The organism is Latilactobacillus fragifolii (genome assembly GCF_905332535.1).
GTDB lineage: Bacteria > Bacillota > Bacilli > Lactobacillales > Lactobacillaceae > Latilactobacillus > Latilactobacillus fragifolii.
The window spans coordinates 1-17,765 of sequence record NZ_CAJOCF010000010.1 but is presented as its reverse complement, the minus strand read 5'-3'; the positions used below and the strand labels follow the sequence as shown (position 1 = coordinate 17,765).

The following is a 17,765-nucleotide window of genomic DNA, read 5'->3' as shown; positions in this document are numbered from 1 at the left end:
TAATTACCTCCCCAATCCAAGTTTCTTAAATTCTTCCATACGATCGCTCTTATTTTTATTAGGCATGATTAACGGTTCTAAACCGTAGCGTAAGGCATCTATGAAATGGTTATCTTTATCAACGGGCTTATTTATCCAATTGCCATCTTTGTCTTTACTGAAAGCATATGAATTAAATTCTTCCGCCGCATGTACACATGACGGCAGTATATGAATTGTAAAACCCTGCATAAAATCGATACCATACATAATGCTGCCTTTGCCCTTTTTAGAACGGTTGATTCGTCTGATTCCTAAAGCCCTTAACTCAGCAATCAATCTATCTTCAGCGCAATCGGCAGTAATAGTGGTATTTTGATATCCATTAACAACGAGCCAATTAAATATATCCTTGGTGAACATTCCGGTCTTATATAATTCGTTAAATATATAGATATCCTTTGTCTTCAAATTTACTGCAGCTTCAGCAAAGGCTGTCGGATCATGTGAAAACCCAAAATCCAATCCATGTACGGGTATTGCATCTTTAAGCACTTCAGTTAAATCAAAATTTTCAACTACAAAATTTTCAAATACAAGACCCTCAGCGACTCCCCACTCTCCATCAACTGCAACTTTAGCTCTTCGTGGATTACGGCGTTTTAGTTCTATTAAACGTCCGATATAATCTTCATCTAAAAATGGATTATCTTTGTAAGTTGTCGTTAAGGCTAATACATCATCAACTTTTGTTTTCTCGTCAAAGAAACGTTTTTTAAGCCAGTGCCGTTCACTCCACGGGTTAAATGTAAATATTGTTTGATAAAACCCTTCTGGATCATCTATTACACCACGCATTGATTCTTCAATCGTTTCATAGGCTTCCTCGGACTCTAATTGATATGCTTCTTCGACCCACTGCCTACACAAATTACCTGTCTCAACTGATATAGATGTAATGCTCAACGGCTTATCAGCTCCACGGAATAAAATCTTTTGCCCTGTTGGCTTATAAGTTATCTCTGGCAATGACGCATTAAACTGGAAGAAGCCACTCACGCCCATTCGATTAGCAACCTTTTGTATTAGTGTAAAGGTTGATTGCCTATTGGTATTTGCATATCTTCTTAACACAAGCCAATTAACATACGGTTTTGTGACAATATCATATATAACCTTAATAGCCATCGCTTCACTCTTGCCGCTACCACGGCTCCCTTTATATGCAATAATTCTTGAGTGGCTAACAAATAATGGGGCATAGGCTGAACTAACCATTTCTGGGAGATTCCAACTAATTTCCATTAGTATCACCACCGAACGGCGTTATATTAATGGTTAGCTGTCCAGCATCCATATCCTTTGCAGCTTTAGCCTCTGCTTCCTTGATATCAGCCTCAGCCTTAGCCTTACGTACATCAGTTTTAGCTTTTTCTATCTTAGCTTGTTCTAACTCTGGCGAACTATCAGTAGTGCCAAAGCCTGCCATGGATAATATGCTCTGGGCTGCTTGAAGGCTAACCATTTCTGACTTAGCACCTGTAGCTAATTTGTGAAGCCTTTTAATCGCGTCTGGTACATAACCGTCAATTACAACTCGACGATATTCTATCTGCGCCTGCTTAAACTTATCATCATTTTTCCACTTCGATAAAGTCGCTCTGGATCGGTTGACAGACTTAGCAATTTGTTCATCGCTTAATTCGTCTTCAAATAGCAATATGATTGCATTTTGCTTAGCTTTATCTAACTGATAAAAAGCCTCGTTTTGTCTACTTTTGTCTACCATCACATATTCACCACACTCCAATTTTCAATAAGTTTATCTACTTATTTTTCTGCACAAAAATACGCCGCTCATTAACTGAACGACGTTTCTCATCTTTCTTCTGTTTTTTGAGCCATCTTTCTAACCTAGCATCGGATCTCGATTGCCAACTAGGCTCTTTCTTGTAGCTGCCTTGATTCATGTAATACATGTTAATCACACTTTTTGGCAACAATAATTGCAAACGCAACAATTGATATTTGAATAACAACGCTTATGATAGCTGGAGCGAATACCCACAACCAACTAATAGCAAGTAACCCTACTACTTTTGCAATTAACAAAATGACACTGACAATATATAGAAATCCCATCTAACTCACTCCTTAATTTTATGCATAAAAAAAGCCATAACCAGCTGACTATGACTTAGGTTAATTGTTGTTGAGACTTTAACAGCGCGTTATCCCGTTTTAGCTCTTTAACTTCTTTTTCTAGCTTTTCGATTCGCTTTAATAGCTTATCGCTCAGCGCCAAATCTGGTACGCTCTCGTTATCGAAGCAAGTTTTTCTAGTAATGTGTTCCATGTTCTTATTTCTCCTTGTATAATCAAATTTGAAAGGTGGTGACTTAATTATGAATAAAGATGAGTTTGCAAATTTAGTGAATCATATGAATCCTTCTTATGAATCAAAAGAGTTATGTCGCAAAATTATCAACCAAGTAACAATGATTTTATCCGAATACGTTATGTATACTCGTGAAAAATATCCAAATACCGTTGATTTTGTCGCAGTTGGTTCATCTGGTGATGGGTTATCAGTATCGCTAAGCCTCATGAAAGATATGTTACGCTACGTTTTTGATGATGATAAGATTATTGTTACATTCAACAACAGCACGGTAGATACCTATACGTTTGATGGAACAAATATGATTTCAGAAAAACACAAACACCCATTTGAACTTTCTGATGTCGAACAAGAACTCAACAACTTCAAATAAAAACGAAAAGAGCCTAGTTAACTACTAGACTCTTTTTTTAATATCGCAGGTGTGGATTTGCACCACACAATTGCCGTTTTAAGACGTAAAGACGCTTTACCTATTCCGCCACTGCGATAATATCCTAGCCGGGAATCGAACCCGAATCGTGACCGCAGGTGCACTACCGCGCTGCTCTACCATTTGAGCTACTAGGACCATGCCCACATCGATAAGCGAAACACAAGGCTCTCCTTCCTCGCGTATTCTTTCGGGCAACTATTTGATAATACTAATTTAACATGTATTTATAGGCTAAAAGTGCCAACTTTGTGCCAATTTATTGCATACCTAATTCCTTGGCCAAATCTATGAAGAAGTCTTCTCTGCGCCTGATTAACGTACGTCGGCTAACATTGAGTTTATATGCCACACCATCTAGAGTTAATCGTCGCTTATTCATAAAATAAAGCTCCTTGCACATTTGATAAACGATATCTGAATTAGATCTATCTAAACATTTTGCAATAGCTTTTTGCTGACGTTTCATTTGTCTAATGCGTCTGTCTTCGTCAATTCGAACAATTGTCTCCGTCAGGCGTTCTTGTTTCCCTGCGCTTCTGCCACCACCAATATTTGCATCTGGCTCAACGTAAGGATGGCGGATTTCTTCTTCGCATTCCTTGATATATTCGTTGTAGTGTGGATAGTCCCGCAGCATATCCTCAATATAATTAAATGTTGACCGTCTCACGATTAGCCTCCTTTAATCTTTGAATTGTTGCCTGCGCAAATTCCAGTTCATTTTTTAAGTCTGAATTGTAAGCAGACAACTTTTCCACCTGCTTTTTAAGTCGCTTGTTATCAGCCTTTAATTGCTCATAGTTGTCCATTATCATTCCTCAAACGTACCGCTTGTTGGTAATCTTTAGGCAATTCTGTCCATAATCCATAAGCAGTTTTTTCTACAAATTTACCCGTTTTGTTGGTTTCTGGATCCTCAGACTCTGCACACGCAGCAGCCACCGTTAACAAGCTTGCTATTAAATGATATTTATCTAACTCAACTTCAATTTTCATTCTGATACCTCCTCAATACTAATGATGTCAACTGAAGTTGTAGGGACAATTGTTGCTGAATCTTTCCCGTTAAAAACTATAGCAGGTCTTCGTTTTTTAAAACCTTTATAGAGTCTCTCTGCTAAGCTATTACGACTTTCAGTAGTTTCAATTTCGCATTGCTTACCAGTTTTAGTGTAGATTGTTACTTTTGTCATTTTTTCCACCCTTCTTGAGTACTATTAATTGTCAAACCAATGTCGTTTAACACTACGACTACTAAATAAATAACGTCCCAGACATCTAATTGGTGTAATACCAAACCAGCAACAAAAATAACCACGGTGACAATAGTGAGAGCACCAAACGCCCATGTAAGAATTTTATCAATTTTATTTGATTTCAATAGATTCTACCTCGCTTAATCATTTTTTCGATTGTCCTTGCACTAGCGTCAATCGATTTAACGTAGTCGACTGCCTCTTGCCCATAAGTGTCATATAAATACAGATATAACTCTGACAGCCTTAGTGAATCTTTATGTGTTAGCTCACCTGTTTCTTCTAACCCTGTAAAGAAACGATCGATGTCTTCATCAGACAACCAACTTTTAGTGTTAGTAATTATTTCTGGAAGGGTAATTTGCTTTGCTTTTTGGAATAATTTAGCCATTATCTTTTTGCCTTCCAATACGGTTGATTAGTTCGCATTCTTTGCTGGTTATGAGAGCCCTTATACTTAGCCCACCCACCAGCGATCCTAGGCATGCCATATTTGACAAACCGCCTAGTATGCCGAGATATTCGGCGCCATAGTTTCTTTTCGTATCTATCTTTTTTTCGCACTATTTATCCTCCTTTTTCGCCAAATCGCCAATCGGATTAATAATTTGCTCTCCAACTGCCAGTGCTATAAATCTTTCCAGTTCTTCCGTGGATGCTTCTTTCAGCAACCTTTCTGTTTTTTCCAAAAAAACCGCCTTTATCTCGTCGTTAAATCCATCTGTTGTGATCGACTCTAAAACAGGTATTAAATTATTTTTCAAGTGTTGCATTACCTTAGTTAAATCGATTGTACGTTTCACTTGTTAATCCTCCTTTACAGCAACCATTCGATTGCCTTTGTCACGCTTACGGTTAGTTGGTGATTGTAACCAAATGATTGTTGCTCGTTTAACGCCTAATCTATCGGCTAAATAGTCAGCTGTTCCCTGGTCGATGAATTTATCGCCCTTATAGATTGCGTATTCAATCATTTTGAATCACCCAGCTTCCTGCCGCATATTGGGCAATAGTTAATTTCGGCATAACCCGTCACTTCGCCATCCATCTCAAGGTAGTAACAGCCTTCTTTGATGTGTTCAATCTTGTCTCCTGAATTATCATCTTTCGTTGCCTTCACAAGGGTGCAAGTTGTGTAACCACCGTCAAACGAACCGGTAGATGACTTAACTGACCAAAATTCATATTCTTTTGCGAAATCGCAATACTTACATTCGTTCATCACAACGAACCTCCAATTCTAGGGCTCAAACTAGGTCTAATCGACGATGACACTTTATCCGGAATCTTTTCGATTAGCAGCATCGTCTCGCCAATCGGCGTGACGTTGACTAAGCCGCTATACGCACTCAATTGTTTGTTTATGTCTGTTGGGTGCATGTCTAAAATATCAATCACGAAAAAATCTCGGTTTATTCCGTTACTCATCGATTTCCACCCTTTCAAAAGCTTCAAATGGCAGTCCTGTGCCATCTAGTAGTTTTTTAAACTCTGACTCTGTTAATCTGTCTGCATAATCAATGTCGCCTTCAAAACCGAAGTGTTCGTGATTTGACGTAAATACATACTGAGTATCAAGTTTCTCACTCTTCAATCGCCATTTATATTTAGGTGCGATCCAGTCAATTCCATCAGCACTGTGGATACGTTCAATGACTTTTACCCGAGCATTATAATCCACTCCATCGTTAAACCATGCTTTAGCTAGTCCACCTACTAGCACAGTGTAATCATTAATTAATATTTCAACCCTTGGTGGATTTAAAAATGTCACTGCTTTCACCAATTTTTTGTATTTCTCATCTAAAGTTAACTTAATCATCAGCCTTGCCCTCCTTGTTCATGTCTCCATCTACCTCCTCAACAGGTACAGCAAACGCCTTATAACGTGGGTCGATGGCTTCGATTTCGTCCATGGTAAATTTAGTTCGGTACCCATTCTCACCTTGGTCGTATCTGCTGAAAACCATTGTGTCAAAGTTGCTTACGTTCAGAAAACTTCTTTTATCACCTTTAATGAACCAAACATAATAAAGCTGTTCTGGTTCAGGCTCATAGCCGTAGCGCAGAGCATCGATTAATTTCCATCGATTCTCATAGTCATCTAACCAGGCAGCAACATCACTTGTCATACCTTTTAATGTGCGATTATACATATCTGAAATAATTCTGATAGGTGTCAAGGACCCCAATACTCTGTAATCTGGGGAGTCTAACGATGGTCTAAATGTATCAATAACGTTTCTTGGTAACTTCACTTTTTCACCCATCACTTAACCCTCCTAATAATCATTGGTTCCGGCATGCGATTCTTTAGCATTGCACCGCCATATGACTTGCTTTTATACCCTCTGCTCTTTGTCGGCCATTGCCGCATCATGAAACGATACAGCGCTTCTTTCTCGCGGTGATATTTGTACTCTTTTCCGCTATTTACTCCAATTAGTTGCCACATGGCTATCCCTCCTAGAATGGCAAGTCATCATCTGATATATCGATTGCTTGCCCGTTATTTGTAAATTTATCTGCAGGTTTGTTCTGTATCTGATTGCTTCCAGTTTGCGTATGGTTTGCGTTTGAACTGCCTGATGTTTTTGACTCCAACAGACTGAAATTATCGACGACCACTTCGGTTACGTATATCCGTTGGCCTTGTTGATTTTCGTAGTTTCTTGTTTGTAGGCGCCCATCAATTCCGACTAGTGAACCCTTGTGGGTGAAGTTCGAAAAGTTTTCCGCTGACTTACGCCAGATAACACAGTTGATAAAGTCCGCTTCACGATCACCATTGGCATTGGTGAACTGACGGTTAACAGCTAAGTTGAACGAGCCAACTGCTGCGCCCGATGACGTGTATTTAAGCTCTGGGTCTTTCGTTAATCGTCCTGTTAGAATTACTCTGTTAATCATTTCCATTCCCCCTAATATGGCAAACAGTAATCTGCTATAACTGCTCGTCTGTCTTCTTCTGGCATGTTTTCATATGCGTTGCTTAGCTCTTTATTGACACGATAATAAATAATGTCTAAAAGTGTCTTGTATCCTGTTGCAAAATCATTCCCCGCAAGTTCGACTGATTTTTCTAAGTTGGTATAGAACAACTGCTGTTCGTCTGTAAAATCGTTATGATCCATTAACTTCAACCTCCACTCTTGGATTATCTGAATAATATTTGTGTGCCGCTACGTCTGTTATTTGGTTATCGTCAAGCCATACAAGCCCGTTTAAGCCATCTAAGATGATTTTGATGTAATTATCCGCGTCAGGTTTGACTGTCGGTCTAACGTCATTTGAGAGCCGTCTGGCATACTCTTTCTTGCTAACTGATTTCTGAATTGACCGATAGACCTTTATGTCGACCTCAATCGGGCAAGCAAATGGTTCATAGTCGCTTGGCAGCTGCTGCATGGTTTGTTTTTTAATCATTTTTTTATAATCCCGACTTTTTTTGGGATCATATGCTTTAGCGAAACCACCGCGGCTACTGAACCTAGGTCGCCCAGCTGCGACTGGCTCACCCATGATTACTAGTCTCATATCCCTGTGCCTTTCTATAATTAGCATTGCATCGTGGACATGGCTTAACTGTCACGCCGAAGCCTTGTGCTACATGAATAATCTTTCTGTCTTTACATAGATCGCACATTAGAAAACAACCTTTCTTTTGTCATCTGTCGCATTGGTAAACTTGATAACACCGTCATTCTTGACGACGCCTTTATACATGCGACTCAATAGTTTTGGATTGTAAATCTTCGTCAGTTCTTCACTAGTTAAATTAGTCGTGATGATCGTACGGTTGCGTTTGTTCAATATGCCAAACAATACTTGTTGCACCCACTCGCTCGCTTCTTGGTGGTTGCTTTGGAATGATGCTTCACTGCCTAGATCATCTAATACCAGCAAGCTGACACCGCCCAACAGCTTAACCATGCGTTGCTCGGTGAATGGGCTGTTCTTATTACTGAATGAATCCTTAATCAATCGCATCAACTCATTAACCGAGACGAACAAGCACGCGGCATCTGGCTTAATATGCTCGTTAACTGCTTTTAACATTGATACAGCTAAGTGAGACTTGCCGACACCAGGCGTACCCGTAATGATTGTATTTGCCTTATACCCGCGGTCTAGATACTGACCGGCAATGTGACGCGCTTTATTTAAGTTGGTTTCCGCTTCGCTGCCTTTTATGACTTCATAATTAGCAAACGTCGCCGGTTTTAAGTCGTCATCATCAAATATTGAGTCATTCTGTAAGACGCCGTGGAATGCTCTGCGGTAACTCTGCCACGCACCTCTCAACACGATATCCGTATCGCGCTCATATTTGTTTTGCCGTACACACATGGGGCAGAATGATTCGTGCCCTTCTAATTGCATCATGTGGCAATCTGGGTGCTTACTGCAGAAGGTTGGCAGCGTCTTAACCTTTTTAAGTAAGCTAAAACTATTACCCAAACTAGAATTCAACTCCTGCATATGAGCCTCCTTTCTGCTTAGCGGCATTCGTTTGGTTTAAATACTCATCAAACTTATTTCCAAACAGTGTACTAGGCCTTAGATACTTCGACATGTCAGTCCCTAGCCACTCACTAGACTTGTTATCTATGACCTTCTTAAAATCTTCTAGAGTAGCCTTCTCGTGCCATCTAGCCCTGATTAACTTTTTATATTTCTCAACATTATGGAAGGTCCTACCAGTCGCTTGATTTAAGTAGCTGATTATCTCTGCGTATGGGATAGGGTCGGGTTTGCCCGACAATGGTTTTATATTATTTGTATTATTAATAGATGTATTATTAACTGTGCAGTTTTCTGCACTAGGGGTTACGCAGTTTTCTGCACTAGGGTTATGCAGAATTCGTACATACCTAGCGTCAATTTCTTTGGTGTCGCCCTTGTAAACTACTTCGCGACTGATATAACCGCTGTCCTCAAGTGATTTAAACCACGATTGCACAGTTCTTCTACTGACTTTGTACAGTTTTATAAAGTAAGTATCACTAGCCCAGCAGTAACCTTTTTGATTACTCAGCGCTGTTAGTTCGCCGTAAAGCAACTTAGCACCTTGAATCAGTCGCTTATCATATCGCACGTTTGCTGGAATTATTGCGTAGTAATTTGGCTCTTCCTTATGATCCATTTGAGTCCTCCTTATTTGAATCTAGCTGTAAATATCAAATCGCCAGAATCGAGGTCTTGCGATACTTGATACTCTCCAAAAGACGTTTTATTGTAGCTGTTAACCAACATATGCGCAGCTAGTAGAAAATAATTAGCGGCGTTTAAATCTTTTTTCTTTAAAATGGAATACTTTTCATGCACAGATTCAACTATTTCATCGCTTTTACGTCGCATCTTCGTAATCCCCTCTGACCTTTAATATTCTCAATGTTTCTAAATCCGGTTTAACCGGTTTGATATGGTAGTAACTAATGAATGATTTAATCCCCACAGTGTGCTGTTCATGATGATGGTCATTGCACAGCGGCATGATATAACGTTCACGATGGTCAACTTTATTCCGATTAACACCCATGCCAACAGCGTTAACATGTGCAAACTGTGCTCGTTTACCGCAGATGACACACTTGCGATGCTTTAAACATTGGAGTGTTAAGTGATAATCTGTCGGGATCATGTCCCATGTCTTGGTTCTGAATGGTATGTCCTGCTCAAAACAAAAATCTAAGATAAATGTTAAATAGCTGGTTGCTAGCGACATGCTGCAGTTGCTTAAGCTGAACCATTCAATGCCTTTATACTGGATAAACTGATATTTAAACCATGCTTCCATTGCGTCGTCTGGATAGCCTAAGTAGTCGCAGACGTCATGAATTAGCGCGTACGTCTTTTTGCGTTGGTCAGGGCTAATACGTCTACCGTCTTCGATTTCAACACTCACAGACACCTGACGACCGTTGGCGTACTTGCCAATCTTATGGATGTCTAGCTCATCATCTGTTTCAATTTCTAATTTGTGCTTTGAATACTTACCGAGTTTCCCGTAGACCGTCATTTTTCTTCAAATTGACCTTGTTGTAATTTATAAAAGTTGAGTGCCCCAGCTAACTGAAATACTTCCGCGTATGTTAGATCAGTAGGCTTCTTATCTTTGTGTTTAAGCACTAATCGTAATTTGTCGATTTCGTCTTTTTTTAGATTCATAAACTCGGATGTAATCCATTTGGCAACTCGTTCTCTAGCCTCTTCTTGCTTAGCCTTGTAATCATCAAGCAATGCAACAGCTTGTCCATCGTCATCATCATCTGCAACAACACCAAACGCTAGGCATAAACTTGTTCTTTTTGCATACGTTTCATTGGCACCTTGAGTTTGCATTTTTGCATCTCTTGGAAATGAATCACCATAAATGGTTAGTGACTCTCCGCTAATATGGCGAATTGTTGTGTAAATCTTGCATGAATCTTTGCCATTTGCATTTTGGTTGTCTAGAACCCCTTGATAGAAGCTAAGCCCAGAATCAGCTTTTTTAATTGCCTCTCGTATCGCCTTATCAATTGCGCTTAAATCAGCATATTTACCGTAATGTGCCTCTTTGTTCTTAGGCGGTTGTACAAATACCTTAGCGGTTTCATAAAGCGCTTTGTTTAGTTCTGGTGTTTGGGTTGTATCTAATTCTTGAGTTATCATTTTTAAACCTCCGTTGGGTTAAACAGATCTAAAATATCTCGTGCAGTATAATCACAGTCAGCCATTAACAAATCTTGGAGTTCATAGCCTCTTAACAAGTCCTTTAAAGCTGATTGAGCGCCTTGTTCAGTGTCCTTATACTGGATACGTTGATATCCACCAGTCGAAAGCTTTATAAAGAAGTATTTGTTGGTTGGCTCTTTATTGGCTGGTTCATCTGGTTCGGGCGCGTGCCATTCAGTTTGTCTAATTCTTTGTAAATTATTGTCCATTATATTTCGCCCTCTTTATGACAAAATCTAGTGAATCTAAATATGCATGCTTAATATTTTCCGGTGCGGCACTTGCTACGTCATCAATGATTTGTGCAGTCATGTGTAAAACATTAGAAATATCCCCAGATAATGCTATCTCAGAATCATCAGGAGCATTATTAATCCCAGTAGCAACTAGAATGAACGCACTACTTTCGCCATTCAAAACTTGTTTTAGCGCTTTAACTGATTTACTGTTTGGTTTCATGTTAAATATCCTCATTTCTATTTTTTATGTCTCGTGGTACAATGAGGTTAAATTAGTCGTCCAAACTAATTAACCTGGTCGTCAGTGTCTTCAGCACTGTCGGCTTTTTTTGTACCAAAAAATTCTCTATGATTGACCCCGATATAAGTCGCCATCGAGCTAAAGATGGCTATCGTCACGATGAATTGCATAATTTTAGGGATATATAGTCCTAATAAAATGCTAATCGCAACTGCCATGTATAGATGTTTATTCATATTGCACACTCCCGTCATTTTGATATTCACCAACTTCGAACAACATTTTCCACTGGCTATTTCGCTCTGCGTCATCTGTATCTTTGCTGATCTGCATAATGCTCAAAACATGCTTCATGTGGTTGTTGTACCACTCATCGGCTTGTTGTTTATTCATGTTCTGCTGCCTTCTTTTTTTGATAATCTTTGAGATAAATATCTGCTAAGAAATCATTTAATTCATCGGGTAATTCCACTTTTGATAGATCAGGTATTACTTTTCCATTAGCTGATACATTTGTTATTTTTACTTTTGAAAAATCTAACTTTATTGCTTTCATGGTTAGCCCCCTTGTTTGTTATACTTATTTTGAAAGGTGGTGATATTTATTAAATTTGATCTAACATTTACAATCACGGCAACAATTGCTTTTGTATCCTTAGTTTCTCCTATCATTACGGCGTTAATTAATAACTACCATTCTAGAAACATGAAACGACTTGAAATTGAACAAGAAAACATCAGAAATAACATTTTGCATAAGCGCGATTTACTTGAAAATTATTTGACTGCCACGGCTGCTTTTTCTTATGAAGAACAACATACGCCTGAACAAATTAAGGAACTATTGAATAGTTATTACCTTATTCTTCCTTACATTCCTGGGAAATATCACACTTATTTTAGTGAGTATTCAGAATTAATAGTTGATGGAGTTATGGACGAAAGTAATTTTAAACGCGCAAGATATTTAATCGGAAACTATATAATTCCTTGCATCAAAACAGAAATCGAAAAAATGTAAAAATAGTCGATATTGTGATTGCATAATACTTGTACCATCGATTTTTGCTATCAACTTTTTGTACTATATAAATACCTATGCCTGTTGTTAACCACATAATTACAATGATTAAATTTTTAATCATGAAGTTTCTCTCCTCTAATGAACTTTTATAAACCTGGTACCTTTTACTCACGGAACAAATCCATCGCTTCATCAATGTCAGCCACTTTATAGCGGATAGTGCCGTCAATGACATAGCGACCAAGTCCGTTTTGTTCGAGTTTTTCGAGTAGCGCTTTCGATCCGACATACTTTTGTGCTTTTGCTTGATTGAGGTAACCGCTGATTGTTGGCTTCTCCTGCGTTCCTCGAGGTTTAAGGACTATTGACTTAGCAAGTTCTTCAACCTTCTGCCAAACTTGTTCTGCTAGTTCTTGTGATGCTTCTTCACTTAGTATTGCCGCCATGGTTAATCCTCCTTCTCTCTTAATTCGTCCAAACTTACGCCAAGCGCATCTGCAAATTTGCACATAAGGTCAAAGCTGGGCTTTTTAATGTGGCCTAATTTAAAATCTGAAATAACACCAGAATGAACCCCCATGCGTTTAGCTAGTTGTTCTTGATTTATTCCTAGGTCTTCCATCATCTGTTTAATGATTGTCCACAATGCATTTACCCCCCTATATATAGTGTTGTTCGTATTGTGTTCCCCGTACATATCGTGTATAATCAATAGTGAATAGCGAAACAATCCAGTTGCGCTATTTAATAAATTATGAAAGGAGTTTCAATATGGCTGGTAAAAACCAATGGATATCACCGCGTGACGATAAATGGGCAGTTAAGGGCGAAGGAAACACAAAAGCTACCAAACTTTTTGATAATAAGTCTGACGCCCTCGAATTTGGTAAACAAATTGCTCAAAACCAACATTCTGAATTAATCGCTCAAAAGAAAGACGGAAAAATTAATCTTAAGAACAGTTATGGCAATGATCCACATCCGCCAATCGACAAAGATTAATCGTTGTACTTCGGTGTGAGCCTTACCCTATAACCATCCGCAATCTCGAAGTTATCAGCAGTAACTTCTGCAATGGTTATAGGTTTTTTTGCGTCTGTTTCTATAACGATTTTTGTCCAATCTCTTAGGTCCTTATCCATGATTAAGCCTCCTGTGCCGTTTGTTGTTCAATAGTTGGTAATACGCCGTTCAATTTAAGCAGTTCATACAACCCTAACCGGCCTTTCTGTGTCCATTTAGTGTTGAGGACTGCTTTTTCTGTGCCATCTTTACGTCGAACCATCCGCGTTTCGGATTGTGTCCAGCCGTTGCGTTGATATTTGGCATATAAAAACCATGTACTCCCTTGCTTGAATTGAACCTTAAGTCGATGCAACAAGCCGTTCATTTCACGAGCGCTCATGCCATAATCCTTCGCAATAGCAGTTGTTGTTACTAGTGCGTTGTTCGACAGCACTTTGTCGTAGTAGCTCGCTTTAGGTTTCAGTTCATTTACCTGTTGTTCAGCAATTAACCGACCTTCGCGCTCACTTTTAACTTGCTGAGCTAATGTGATGATCGTGTCTGGGTTCAATATGATTTGTTTTGCTTTTTCTACGGTTAGATATGCGCCGTTTTTTCGAATGGATGGTAGGACTTCTTTAGTTACCCATCGTTTGAATTCCTTAGCAGCCGGTAGCTTGCTAGATAGGATTAAGCTGTATAATCCCGATTCGTTAATGATTGTTAAACCGCGATTGCTTTCAAAGGTACCGTTTTGGTAGTTTTGACGGTCGTCGGTATCAACGTGCCGATTAACGTCCCTGCTTCCGTTTTGATACCCTAAAATAGTCGCTACATCTTTACCGACAAAATACGGTTCATTATCAATTAACACTGTACGAACGTGATTACCATTGAAATTGAATAGTTGTACATCTTTCATAATATTTCCTCCTTGCGCTGTTCGTTTTTTATTCACTACACAGGTTGTTTCAAACTTTCATCGTGTTTTACGGTTAAACCGTAATCAAGTGGTAAAAAAATGATGTCATTGTAACTGACATCGAAACTATCTTCAATTCTTTTAATGATTGGAACATCAGGAAACGTCTTTTGTAATTCATAGTTTCTCCAAGTATCTGTAGAAACGCCAATTTCTTTCGCCGCTTGTTCTTGCGTTAAATTATGCATAGCTCTTATTGCTTTTAGTGTTAATTTCATATTAATTCACCTCCTTTGCTATGAATACATATTATAACGGTTAAACCGTAATGTCAAATATATTCCGTAAAAAACCGTAATATTTTTTAATTTACCCTAAAGGCGCTATAAACTTCTTGATTTTTTTACGGATAAACCGTATTATTGTTGCAAGGAGGTGAATTAATATGAGTTATTTAGGAAATAAAGAAGTTATGGCTCAAAACATTCAGTTTTTTATGGACAAAAATTCAGTGAGTCGCAGAAAGCTTTCTGATGACTTATCCATTAGCTATACAACGTTAACGGATTGGATAAAGGGTAAAACCTATCCCAGAATAGACAAAATAGAACTATTAGCAAACTACTTTCATATAAGTAAATCCGATCTAGTAGAAAAACGTAGTGATAATTCTGATATTCTTCCTATATACAACAAGCTTAGTCCTCCGAGACAAAAGAAAGTCCTTGAATGTGCAGAAGAAGAACTTGAAGAACAGGAAAAAGAAACTAAAATTATTGGGTTCCCCGAAAGAAAAAGAATCATTAAGGGCCGCTCAACCGCTGCTGGCGCACCTATCGACGGTGATGTTCAAGATTCAGAAGCTGAAACTACAGTGGTAGACAGAGAGGAAATCCCTCGAAATGCCGATGAGATCATCACAATTGCCGGAAATTCAATGGAGCCATTTTTGATGAAGGGCGAACAAGCCTTTATTGAATACACACCGTGGGTTGAGAATGGAACAGCTGCCGTTGTTTCTATTGAAGACGTCGGTGTAACTTGTAAATATGTATATGTTGAAGGTCAAGATATTAGATTAGTCTCGGAAAACGATGCGTATGATGATATGATATATCCATGCGAGGAAGTAAGAATCATAGGTAAAATCCTATAAGGTTATCGAGTCCAGTTAAGCTGGCTTACGAGTGCAAGCCTCGTTACTCGAATTGTGCTTTATGCACAAAAAATATTTTTATTTTGGAGGGATTCATTGTGTCAAAGAAAATTACGGATGAGAACGGAAATACATACGTTCAAAAAAAGCCTTTTTACAAGCGTATATGGTTTTGGATACTAGTAGTTATTGTCGTAGCTATTGGGGGTTCTGCATTAGGCGGTAACAAAAACAACGGTGGCAAGCAAGTTTCTTCTAATAGCAGCAACAAGGAAGCATCTTCAAAAATGTATAAGCTAGGAGATACCGTTAAAGTTGGGGACGCAACTTATACATTAAAATCTGTTGAAAAAACTGATGAACGAAATGAAATGGCAGATAAACAACCGGCTAATGTTATTAAAGTCGTGTATCACGTAAAAAATGACGGTAAAGAAGATTTGCCAGTTGGTACAGATTTAAATGTATACGGGCCAGATAACAACAAACTAGATACCTATGCATTAGAAAATACCATGGATTCTGTTGCGGCTGGCAAAGAAATGGATGTAACAGCTGCTTATGGCACAGATAAACTAGGTAAATTTGAACTACAGTTTGCACCGCTTATTTCAATTAAACAAGCAGCAAAATATTCAGTAGAAGTTAACTAGCATTTGTAGCTTTATTTCGACCATCAGCCAAGCTGGCAATGAGTGCAAGGCTCATTGGTCGAGTTGGACCTTTAGCTCAGTTGGTCAGAGCAGGCGGCTCATAACCGTCCGTTCGTAGGTTCGAGTCCTACAAGGTCCATTGCAACAAAAAAGGCACACCTCTCTCCCGCCAAGAAGTAAGGTGTGTCTAGTAAAAAAGGTACGCATTAGCGCACGCTATTTGTGTACCCTATTTTACCATAAAATAGGAGTGATTTTAATGTTTGCATACAAAAAGAACCCTGCAATCAAGGAGTATGAAACAAAAAAAGGCGTCAAAAAGTATATGTTCCAGATTTATACAGGTGTTAATCCAGCGACTAACAAGAAAACGACAACTACCCGCCGTGGTTTCAAAACACCTGCCCTAGCTAACGCGGCATATCGCAAGATTGAAGCCGAAGTGATGAATAAAAAATATGAGTTCAACAATAAGCCTGAATCCGATAGCCTCACATTTAATGATGTTTACCAGCGGTGGTTCACTGACTCGTATCGGAAAACCGTTCAATCAAGTACGGTTTATAAAACCAAACAAATCTTTGATTGTCACATTCTGCCAGAAATCGGCACAATGAATATGGATGCTATTACTCCGGAGGTCTTGCAGCCAATCGTAAACCGTTGGGCGACTAAGTACGCTAAACTGAATATTGTAAGTCGCTACGCTAATCGAGTATTTAAGTATGCCTACACGATCAAACTGATTAAAAGCAATCCGTTTAATCACGTATTATTACCAGAACGTCAAATCAATAATGCTAACAAGACGACCAGCACGAACTTCTTTAGCGCCGATGAGCTAGACAAGTTTACCCGCGTTCTGGTTAAGGGTCGGACCAATGGCACTATAAGCATGATGCACGCGGTGTACTTCATCACAATGGCTTACACAGGATTGCGTAAAGGTGAACTACTGGCGCTTGAATGGTCTGATGTTGATTTAGAGAACAATAAACTTGATGTAAATAAGACTTTAGCAATGAATGAGTTTGGCAAACTGGCGACTCAGCCGCCTAAGTGGTTATCTTATCGAACGATTGACATTAATAACCTTGTAGTTAATACGTTGCGAGAATATAAAGAATATAACCACAGCGCTTCTAATCTCGTCTTCCCCAGTGAAAAAGACACGTGGTTAAATCTTGGTAAGCCAAATAACTGGTTAGATAGCATCATAGATCAAGGGACGGAAACTTTTAAAACCACTTACCAGCTGACCGGCGATGATTATTATAAGACCTTTGTGCATCGGATTACCCCACATGGATTGCGGCACACACATGCTACGTGGTTGTTTGAAAAAGATAATACAATAACACCTAAAGCAGTTCAAGAGCGGTTGGGCCACAAAAATATTAGTGTGACGATGAACATATACACGCATGTTACTTCGAATCAGAAAGATAAACTTAAGTCAGCTTTAGATGTTGATTATTGAGGGTTAGTCAAAAAGTTAGTCAAAAAAGAGAGCTCATCCGTTGAGGCTGTAAGGAAAGACGAAAATAAACTTAAAAACACTCTTTTTAGCTCATTGAAAAACAAAATTGACTAACCTTTTTGACTAATCTTTGATGGCAAATATAGGCAAACATAGTAAATTCAAAAGAATAAAAAAATAGCCTAATCACTGATTTAACAGCAATTAGGCTAATATCGGATAATATAAGATATTCAAGTAAGGAGAGTACAGG

General features: G+C 38.8%; 41 protein-coding genes and 2 tRNA genes. 7 read left to right on the top strand and 36 right to left on the bottom strand.

Annotated elements, in window-relative coordinates:
• Positions 1 to 3 precede the first annotated feature (3 nt).
• The 4 genes from J7Q78_RS09260 to J7Q78_RS09245 form a co-directional block, all read right to left on the bottom strand.
• Entirely contained in the window at positions 4 to 1,284 is a 1,281-nt protein-coding gene (locus tag J7Q78_RS09260; protein WP_208422107.1) for a PBSX family phage terminase large subunit, read from the bottom strand.
• Positions 1,274 to 1,768, bottom strand: coding sequence for a phBC6A51 family helix-turn-helix protein (locus J7Q78_RS09255; RefSeq protein ID WP_208422108.1), 495 nt, complete (start codon positions 1,766 to 1,768; stop codon positions 1,274 to 1,276). Before J7Q78_RS09255 ends, J7Q78_RS09260 begins: the two co-directional genes overlap by 11 nt.
• 191 nt (positions 1,769 to 1,959) lie before the next feature.
• Positions 1,960 to 2,121: a hypothetical protein gene (locus tag J7Q78_RS09250; protein ID WP_208422109.1), complete on the bottom strand. Its 162-nt coding sequence runs from the start codon at positions 2,119 to 2,121 to the stop codon at positions 1,960 to 1,962.
• Positions 2,122 to 2,176: 55 nt separating this feature from the next.
• On the bottom strand, positions 2,177 to 2,335 hold the full coding sequence (locus J7Q78_RS09245; protein WP_208422110.1) for a hypothetical protein: 159 nt from the start codon (positions 2,333 to 2,335) through the stop codon (positions 2,177 to 2,179).
• A 49-nt stretch (positions 2,336 to 2,384) separates the two neighbouring features.
• Here J7Q78_RS09245 and J7Q78_RS09240 point away from each other — a divergent pair, with 49 nt between their 5' ends.
• Positions 2,385 to 2,753, top strand: coding sequence for a hypothetical protein (locus J7Q78_RS09240; RefSeq protein ID WP_208422111.1), 369 nt, complete (start codon positions 2,385 to 2,387; stop codon positions 2,751 to 2,753).
• A gap of 120 nt (positions 2,754 to 2,873) precedes the next feature.
• Here J7Q78_RS09240 and J7Q78_RS09235 read toward each other — a convergent pair.
• From J7Q78_RS09235 to J7Q78_RS09105, 27 genes are all read right to left on the bottom strand, one after another.
• Positions 2,874 to 2,951 (bottom strand) — tRNA-OTHER (locus tag J7Q78_RS09235).
• A 121-nt stretch (positions 2,952 to 3,072) separates the two neighbouring features.
• Positions 3,073 to 3,486, bottom strand: coding sequence for a transcriptional regulator (locus J7Q78_RS09230; protein WP_208422112.1), 414 nt, complete (start codon positions 3,484 to 3,486; stop codon positions 3,073 to 3,075).
• On the bottom strand, positions 3,467 to 3,625 hold the full coding sequence (locus J7Q78_RS09225) for a hypothetical protein (protein WP_208422113.1): 159 nt from the start codon (positions 3,623 to 3,625) through the stop codon (positions 3,467 to 3,469). The genes J7Q78_RS09230 and J7Q78_RS09225 overlap by 20 nt, the downstream gene beginning before the upstream one ends.
• Entirely contained in the window at positions 3,612 to 3,812 is a 201-nt protein-coding gene (locus J7Q78_RS09220) for a hypothetical protein (RefSeq protein ID WP_208422114.1), read from the bottom strand. The genes J7Q78_RS09225 and J7Q78_RS09220 overlap by 14 nt, the downstream gene beginning before the upstream one ends.
• Positions 3,809 to 4,009: a hypothetical protein gene (locus tag J7Q78_RS09215; protein WP_208422115.1), complete on the bottom strand. Its 201-nt coding sequence runs from the start codon at positions 4,007 to 4,009 to the stop codon at positions 3,809 to 3,811. Before J7Q78_RS09215 ends, J7Q78_RS09220 begins: the two co-directional genes overlap by 4 nt.
• Positions 4,006 to 4,197 carry a hypothetical protein gene (locus J7Q78_RS09210; protein WP_208422116.1) on the bottom strand — a complete coding sequence of 64 codons (192 nt, stop codon included), beginning with the start codon at positions 4,195 to 4,197 and terminating at the stop codon, positions 4,006 to 4,008. The genes J7Q78_RS09215 and J7Q78_RS09210 overlap by 4 nt, the downstream gene beginning before the upstream one ends.
• Positions 4,194 to 4,463 carry a hypothetical protein gene (locus tag J7Q78_RS09205; RefSeq protein ID WP_208422117.1) on the bottom strand — a complete coding sequence of 90 codons (270 nt, stop codon included), beginning with the start codon at positions 4,461 to 4,463 and terminating at the stop codon, positions 4,194 to 4,196. The genes J7Q78_RS09210 and J7Q78_RS09205 overlap by 4 nt, the downstream gene beginning before the upstream one ends.
• Before the next feature lie 172 nt (positions 4,464 to 4,635).
• Complete coding sequence (locus J7Q78_RS09200) at positions 4,636 to 4,875, bottom strand: hypothetical protein (protein WP_208422118.1); 240 nt, start codon at positions 4,873 to 4,875, stop codon at positions 4,636 to 4,638.
• 3 nt (positions 4,876 to 4,878) lie between these two features.
• Positions 4,879 to 5,046, bottom strand: coding sequence for a hypothetical protein (locus J7Q78_RS09195; RefSeq protein ID WP_208422119.1), 168 nt, complete (start codon positions 5,044 to 5,046; stop codon positions 4,879 to 4,881).
• Positions 5,043 to 5,294, bottom strand: a complete 252-nt coding sequence (locus tag J7Q78_RS09190; RefSeq protein ID WP_208422120.1) for a hypothetical protein — start codon at positions 5,292 to 5,294, stop codon at positions 5,043 to 5,045. The genes J7Q78_RS09195 and J7Q78_RS09190 overlap by 4 nt, the downstream gene beginning before the upstream one ends.
• Positions 5,294 to 5,500 (bottom strand): hypothetical protein, encoded by a 207-nt coding sequence (locus J7Q78_RS09185; protein WP_208422121.1) that lies wholly within the window; start codon positions 5,498 to 5,500, stop codon positions 5,294 to 5,296. The genes J7Q78_RS09190 and J7Q78_RS09185 overlap by 1 nt, the downstream gene beginning before the upstream one ends.
• On the bottom strand, positions 5,493 to 5,894 hold the full coding sequence (locus J7Q78_RS09180; protein ID WP_208422122.1) for a hypothetical protein: 402 nt from the start codon (positions 5,892 to 5,894) through the stop codon (positions 5,493 to 5,495). The genes J7Q78_RS09185 and J7Q78_RS09180 overlap by 8 nt, the downstream gene beginning before the upstream one ends.
• The gene (locus J7Q78_RS09175; RefSeq protein WP_208422123.1) at positions 5,887 to 6,342 is read right to left on the bottom strand and encodes a DUF1642 domain-containing protein; all 456 of its coding nucleotides are present in this window, start codon (positions 6,340 to 6,342) and stop codon (positions 5,887 to 5,889) included. The genes J7Q78_RS09180 and J7Q78_RS09175 overlap by 8 nt, the downstream gene beginning before the upstream one ends.
• Entirely contained in the window at positions 6,342 to 6,527 is a 186-nt protein-coding gene (locus J7Q78_RS09170; RefSeq protein ID WP_208422124.1) for a hypothetical protein, read from the bottom strand. The genes J7Q78_RS09175 and J7Q78_RS09170 overlap by 1 nt, the downstream gene beginning before the upstream one ends.
• Before the next feature lie 11 nt (positions 6,528 to 6,538).
• Positions 6,539 to 6,982, bottom strand: a complete 444-nt coding sequence (ssb, locus tag J7Q78_RS09165) for a single-stranded DNA-binding protein (RefSeq protein WP_208422125.1) — start codon at positions 6,980 to 6,982, stop codon at positions 6,539 to 6,541.
• An 11-nt stretch (positions 6,983 to 6,993) separates the two neighbouring features.
• A complete protein-coding gene (locus tag J7Q78_RS09160) occupies positions 6,994 to 7,206 on the bottom strand; it encodes a hypothetical protein (RefSeq protein ID WP_208422126.1) in 213 nt (70 codons plus the stop codon).
• Positions 7,196 to 7,609 carry a RusA family crossover junction endodeoxyribonuclease gene (locus J7Q78_RS09155; protein WP_208422127.1) on the bottom strand — a complete coding sequence of 138 codons (414 nt, stop codon included), beginning with the start codon at positions 7,607 to 7,609 and terminating at the stop codon, positions 7,196 to 7,198. The genes J7Q78_RS09160 and J7Q78_RS09155 overlap by 11 nt, the downstream gene beginning before the upstream one ends.
• 108 nt (positions 7,610 to 7,717) lie before the next feature.
• Positions 7,718 to 8,554 carry an ATP-binding protein gene (locus J7Q78_RS09150; protein WP_208422128.1) on the bottom strand — a complete coding sequence of 279 codons (837 nt, stop codon included), beginning with the start codon at positions 8,552 to 8,554 and terminating at the stop codon, positions 7,718 to 7,720.
• On the bottom strand, positions 8,535 to 9,218 hold the full coding sequence (locus tag J7Q78_RS09145) for a conserved phage C-terminal domain-containing protein (RefSeq protein ID WP_208422129.1): 684 nt from the start codon (positions 9,216 to 9,218) through the stop codon (positions 8,535 to 8,537). The genes J7Q78_RS09150 and J7Q78_RS09145 overlap by 20 nt, the downstream gene beginning before the upstream one ends.
• A gap of 11 nt (positions 9,219 to 9,229) precedes the next feature.
• On the bottom strand, positions 9,230 to 9,433 hold the full coding sequence (locus J7Q78_RS09140; protein WP_208422130.1) for a hypothetical protein: 204 nt from the start codon (positions 9,431 to 9,433) through the stop codon (positions 9,230 to 9,232).
• The gene (locus tag J7Q78_RS09135) at positions 9,423 to 10,094 is read right to left on the bottom strand and encodes a putative HNHc nuclease (protein ID WP_208422131.1); all 672 of its coding nucleotides are present in this window, start codon (positions 10,092 to 10,094) and stop codon (positions 9,423 to 9,425) included. Before J7Q78_RS09135 ends, J7Q78_RS09140 begins: the two co-directional genes overlap by 11 nt.
• The gene (locus tag J7Q78_RS09130; protein WP_208422132.1) at positions 10,091 to 10,729 is read right to left on the bottom strand and encodes an ERF family protein; all 639 of its coding nucleotides are present in this window, start codon (positions 10,727 to 10,729) and stop codon (positions 10,091 to 10,093) included. Before J7Q78_RS09130 ends, J7Q78_RS09135 begins: the two co-directional genes overlap by 4 nt.
• Positions 10,730 to 10,731: 2 nt before the next feature.
• Positions 10,732 to 11,001, bottom strand: coding sequence for a hypothetical protein (locus tag J7Q78_RS09125; protein WP_208422133.1), 270 nt, complete (start codon positions 10,999 to 11,001; stop codon positions 10,732 to 10,734).
• Complete coding sequence (locus tag J7Q78_RS09120; RefSeq protein ID WP_208422134.1) at positions 10,991 to 11,251, bottom strand: hypothetical protein; 261 nt, start codon at positions 11,249 to 11,251, stop codon at positions 10,991 to 10,993. Before J7Q78_RS09120 ends, J7Q78_RS09125 begins: the two co-directional genes overlap by 11 nt.
• Positions 11,252 to 11,316: 65 nt before the next feature.
• Entirely contained in the window at positions 11,317 to 11,508 is a 192-nt protein-coding gene (locus J7Q78_RS09115; protein WP_208422135.1) for a hypothetical protein, read from the bottom strand.
• On the bottom strand, positions 11,501 to 11,665 hold the full coding sequence (locus J7Q78_RS09110; protein ID WP_208422136.1) for a hypothetical protein: 165 nt from the start codon (positions 11,663 to 11,665) through the stop codon (positions 11,501 to 11,503). Before J7Q78_RS09110 ends, J7Q78_RS09115 begins: the two co-directional genes overlap by 8 nt.
• Complete coding sequence (locus tag J7Q78_RS09105; protein ID WP_208422137.1) at positions 11,658 to 11,828, bottom strand: hypothetical protein; 171 nt, start codon at positions 11,826 to 11,828, stop codon at positions 11,658 to 11,660. Before J7Q78_RS09105 ends, J7Q78_RS09110 begins: the two co-directional genes overlap by 8 nt.
• Positions 11,829 to 11,867: 39 nt before the next feature.
• Here J7Q78_RS09105 and J7Q78_RS09100 point away from each other — a divergent pair, with 39 nt between their 5' ends.
• Positions 11,868 to 12,293: a hypothetical protein gene (locus J7Q78_RS09100; RefSeq protein WP_208422138.1), complete on the top strand. Its 426-nt coding sequence runs from the start codon at positions 11,868 to 11,870 to the stop codon at positions 12,291 to 12,293.
• A gap of 167 nt (positions 12,294 to 12,460) precedes the next feature.
• Here the strand turns inward: J7Q78_RS09100 and J7Q78_RS09095 are convergent, their stop codons facing one another.
• The gene (locus J7Q78_RS09095) at positions 12,461 to 12,742 is read right to left on the bottom strand and encodes a hypothetical protein (RefSeq protein ID WP_208422139.1); all 282 of its coding nucleotides are present in this window, start codon (positions 12,740 to 12,742) and stop codon (positions 12,461 to 12,463) included.
• A gap of 2 nt (positions 12,743 to 12,744) precedes the next feature.
• On the bottom strand, positions 12,745 to 12,942 hold the full coding sequence (locus J7Q78_RS09090) for a helix-turn-helix domain-containing protein (RefSeq protein WP_235688098.1): 198 nt from the start codon (positions 12,940 to 12,942) through the stop codon (positions 12,745 to 12,747).
• Between the two features lie 125 nt (positions 12,943 to 13,067).
• Here J7Q78_RS09090 and J7Q78_RS09085 point away from each other — a divergent pair, with 125 nt between their 5' ends.
• Positions 13,068 to 13,298: a DUF2188 domain-containing protein gene (locus tag J7Q78_RS09085; RefSeq protein WP_208422141.1), complete on the top strand. Its 231-nt coding sequence runs from the start codon at positions 13,068 to 13,070 to the stop codon at positions 13,296 to 13,298.
• Here the strand turns inward: J7Q78_RS09085 and J7Q78_RS09080 are convergent.
• Genes J7Q78_RS09080 through J7Q78_RS09070 form a run of 3 tightly spaced genes read right to left on the bottom strand, consistent with a single transcriptional unit; the run spans position 13,295 to position 14,501 of the window.
• On the bottom strand, positions 13,295 to 13,438 hold the full coding sequence (locus tag J7Q78_RS09080) for a hypothetical protein (protein WP_208422142.1): 144 nt from the start codon (positions 13,436 to 13,438) through the stop codon (positions 13,295 to 13,297). The genes J7Q78_RS09085 and J7Q78_RS09080 overlap by 4 nt on opposite strands.
• 2 nt (positions 13,439 to 13,440) lie before the next feature.
• A complete protein-coding gene (locus tag J7Q78_RS09075; protein WP_208422143.1) occupies positions 13,441 to 14,223 on the bottom strand; it encodes a phage antirepressor in 783 nt (260 codons plus the stop codon).
• Between the two features lie 35 nt (positions 14,224 to 14,258).
• Positions 14,259 to 14,501, bottom strand: a complete 243-nt coding sequence (locus J7Q78_RS09070) for a helix-turn-helix transcriptional regulator (RefSeq protein WP_208422144.1) — start codon at positions 14,499 to 14,501, stop codon at positions 14,259 to 14,261.
• 167 nt (positions 14,502 to 14,668) lie between these two features.
• Here J7Q78_RS09070 and J7Q78_RS09065 point away from each other — a divergent pair, with 167 nt between their 5' ends.
• The 4 genes from J7Q78_RS09065 (at position 14,669) to J7Q78_RS09050 (ending at position 17,512) form a co-directional block, all read left to right on the top strand.
• Positions 14,669 to 15,379 (top strand): S24 family peptidase, encoded by a 711-nt coding sequence (locus J7Q78_RS09065; protein ID WP_208422145.1) that lies wholly within the window; start codon positions 14,669 to 14,671, stop codon positions 15,377 to 15,379.
• A gap of 98 nt (positions 15,380 to 15,477) precedes the next feature.
• Positions 15,478 to 16,032 (top strand): DUF4352 domain-containing protein, encoded by a 555-nt coding sequence (locus J7Q78_RS09060; protein WP_208422146.1) that lies wholly within the window; start codon positions 15,478 to 15,480, stop codon positions 16,030 to 16,032.
• Positions 16,033 to 16,097: 65 nt separating this feature from the next.
• A tRNA-Ile gene (locus tag J7Q78_RS09055) sits at positions 16,098 to 16,171 on the top strand.
• 120 nt (positions 16,172 to 16,291) lie between these two features.
• Positions 16,292 to 17,512: a tyrosine-type recombinase/integrase gene (locus J7Q78_RS09050; protein ID WP_208422147.1), complete on the top strand. Its 1,221-nt coding sequence runs from the start codon at positions 16,292 to 16,294 to the stop codon at positions 17,510 to 17,512.
• The last annotated feature ends 253 nt before the right edge of the window (positions 17,513 to 17,765 follow it).

What these genes read in the sequence shown, in the direction of transcription:
- J7Q78_RS09145 (WP_208422129.1), bottom strand. Translation starts at nt 9,218, where the DNA reads ATGGATCATAAGGAAGAGCCAAATTACTACGCAATAATTCCAGCAAAC.
- J7Q78_RS09255 (WP_208422108.1), bottom strand. Translation starts at nt 1,768, where the DNA reads ATGGTAGACAAAAGTAGACAAAACGAGGCTTTTTATCAGTTAGATAAA.
- J7Q78_RS09220 (WP_208422114.1), bottom strand. Translation starts at nt 3,812, where the DNA reads ATGAAAATTGAAGTTGAGTTAGATAAATATCATTTAATAGCAAGCTTG.
- J7Q78_RS09175 (WP_208422123.1), bottom strand. Translation starts at nt 6,342, where the DNA reads ATGGGTGAAAAAGTGAAGTTACCAAGAAACGTTATTGATACATTTAGA.
- J7Q78_RS09190 (WP_208422120.1), bottom strand. Translation starts at nt 5,294, where the DNA reads ATGAACGAATGTAAGTATTGCGATTTCGCAAAAGAATATGAATTTTGG.
- J7Q78_RS09250 (WP_208422109.1), bottom strand. Translation starts at nt 2,121, where the DNA reads ATGGGATTTCTATATATTGTCAGTGTCATTTTGTTAATTGCAAAAGTA.
- ssb (WP_208422125.1), bottom strand. Translation starts at nt 6,982, where the DNA reads ATGATTAACAGAGTAATTCTAACAGGACGATTAACGAAAGACCCAGAG.
- J7Q78_RS09205 (WP_208422117.1), bottom strand. Translation starts at nt 4,463, where the DNA reads ATGGCTAAATTATTCCAAAAAGCAAAGCAAATTACCCTTCCAGAAATA.
- J7Q78_RS09075 (WP_208422143.1), bottom strand. Translation starts at nt 14,223, where the DNA reads ATGAAAGATGTACAACTATTCAATTTCAATGGTAATCACGTTCGTACA.
- J7Q78_RS09135 (WP_208422131.1), bottom strand. Translation starts at nt 10,094, where the DNA reads ATGACGGTCTACGGGAAACTCGGTAAGTATTCAAAGCACAAATTAGAA.
- J7Q78_RS09050 (WP_208422147.1), top strand. Translation starts at nt 16,292, where the DNA reads ATGTTTGCATACAAAAAGAACCCTGCAATCAAGGAGTATGAAACAAAA.
- J7Q78_RS09105 (WP_208422137.1), bottom strand. Translation starts at nt 11,828, where the DNA reads ATGAAAGCAATAAAGTTAGATTTTTCAAAAGTAAAAATAACAAATGTA.
- J7Q78_RS09215 (WP_208422115.1), bottom strand. Translation starts at nt 4,009, where the DNA reads ATGACAAAAGTAACAATCTACACTAAAACTGGTAAGCAATGCGAAATT.
- J7Q78_RS09225 (WP_208422113.1), bottom strand. Translation starts at nt 3,625, where the DNA reads ATGGACAACTATGAGCAATTAAAGGCTGATAACAAGCGACTTAAAAAG.
- J7Q78_RS09120 (WP_208422134.1), bottom strand. Translation starts at nt 11,251, where the DNA reads ATGAAACCAAACAGTAAATCAGTTAAAGCGCTAAAACAAGTTTTGAAT.
- J7Q78_RS09065 (WP_208422145.1), top strand. Translation starts at nt 14,669, where the DNA reads ATGAGTTATTTAGGAAATAAAGAAGTTATGGCTCAAAACATTCAGTTT.
- J7Q78_RS09185 (WP_208422121.1), bottom strand. Translation starts at nt 5,500, where the DNA reads ATGAGTAACGGAATAAACCGAGATTTTTTCGTGATTGATATTTTAGAC.
- J7Q78_RS09155 (WP_208422127.1), bottom strand. Translation starts at nt 7,609, where the DNA reads ATGAGACTAGTAATCATGGGTGAGCCAGTCGCAGCTGGGCGACCTAGG.
- J7Q78_RS09170 (WP_208422124.1), bottom strand. Translation starts at nt 6,527, where the DNA reads ATGTGGCAACTAATTGGAGTAAATAGCGGAAAAGAGTACAAATATCAC.
- J7Q78_RS09150 (WP_208422128.1), bottom strand. Translation starts at nt 8,554, where the DNA reads ATGCAGGAGTTGAATTCTAGTTTGGGTAATAGTTTTAGCTTACTTAAA.
- J7Q78_RS09130 (WP_208422132.1), bottom strand. Translation starts at nt 10,729, where the DNA reads ATGATAACTCAAGAATTAGATACAACCCAAACACCAGAACTAAACAAA.
- J7Q78_RS09245 (WP_208422110.1), bottom strand. Translation starts at nt 2,335, where the DNA reads ATGGAACACATTACTAGAAAAACTTGCTTCGATAACGAGAGCGTACCA.
- J7Q78_RS09095 (WP_208422139.1), bottom strand. Translation starts at nt 12,742, where the DNA reads ATGGCGGCAATACTAAGTGAAGAAGCATCACAAGAACTAGCAGAACAA.
- J7Q78_RS09085 (WP_208422141.1), top strand. Translation starts at nt 13,068, where the DNA reads ATGGCTGGTAAAAACCAATGGATATCACCGCGTGACGATAAATGGGCA.
- J7Q78_RS09115 (WP_208422135.1), bottom strand. Translation starts at nt 11,508, where the DNA reads ATGAATAAACATCTATACATGGCAGTTGCGATTAGCATTTTATTAGGA.
- J7Q78_RS09110 (WP_208422136.1), bottom strand. Translation starts at nt 11,665, where the DNA reads ATGAATAAACAACAAGCCGATGAGTGGTACAACAACCACATGAAGCAT.
- J7Q78_RS09160 (WP_208422126.1), bottom strand. Translation starts at nt 7,206, where the DNA reads ATGGATCATAACGATTTTACAGACGAACAGCAGTTGTTCTATACCAAC.
- J7Q78_RS09180 (WP_208422122.1), bottom strand. Translation starts at nt 5,894, where the DNA reads ATGATTAAGTTAACTTTAGATGAGAAATACAAAAAATTGGTGAAAGCA.
- J7Q78_RS09080 (WP_208422142.1), bottom strand. Translation starts at nt 13,438, where the DNA reads ATGGATAAGGACCTAAGAGATTGGACAAAAATCGTTATAGAAACAGAC.
- J7Q78_RS09260 (WP_208422107.1), bottom strand. Translation starts at nt 1,284, where the DNA reads ATGGAAATTAGTTGGAATCTCCCAGAAATGGTTAGTTCAGCCTATGCC.
- J7Q78_RS09240 (WP_208422111.1), top strand. Translation starts at nt 2,385, where the DNA reads ATGAATAAAGATGAGTTTGCAAATTTAGTGAATCATATGAATCCTTCT.
- J7Q78_RS09125 (WP_208422133.1), bottom strand. Translation starts at nt 11,001, where the DNA reads ATGGACAATAATTTACAAAGAATTAGACAAACTGAATGGCACGCGCCC.
- J7Q78_RS09070 (WP_208422144.1), bottom strand. Translation starts at nt 14,501, where the DNA reads ATGAAATTAACACTAAAAGCAATAAGAGCTATGCATAATTTAACGCAA.
- J7Q78_RS09195 (WP_208422119.1), bottom strand. Translation starts at nt 5,046, where the DNA reads ATGATTGAATACGCAATCTATAAGGGCGATAAATTCATCGACCAGGGA.
- J7Q78_RS09140 (WP_208422130.1), bottom strand. Translation starts at nt 9,433, where the DNA reads ATGCGACGTAAAAGCGATGAAATAGTTGAATCTGTGCATGAAAAGTAT.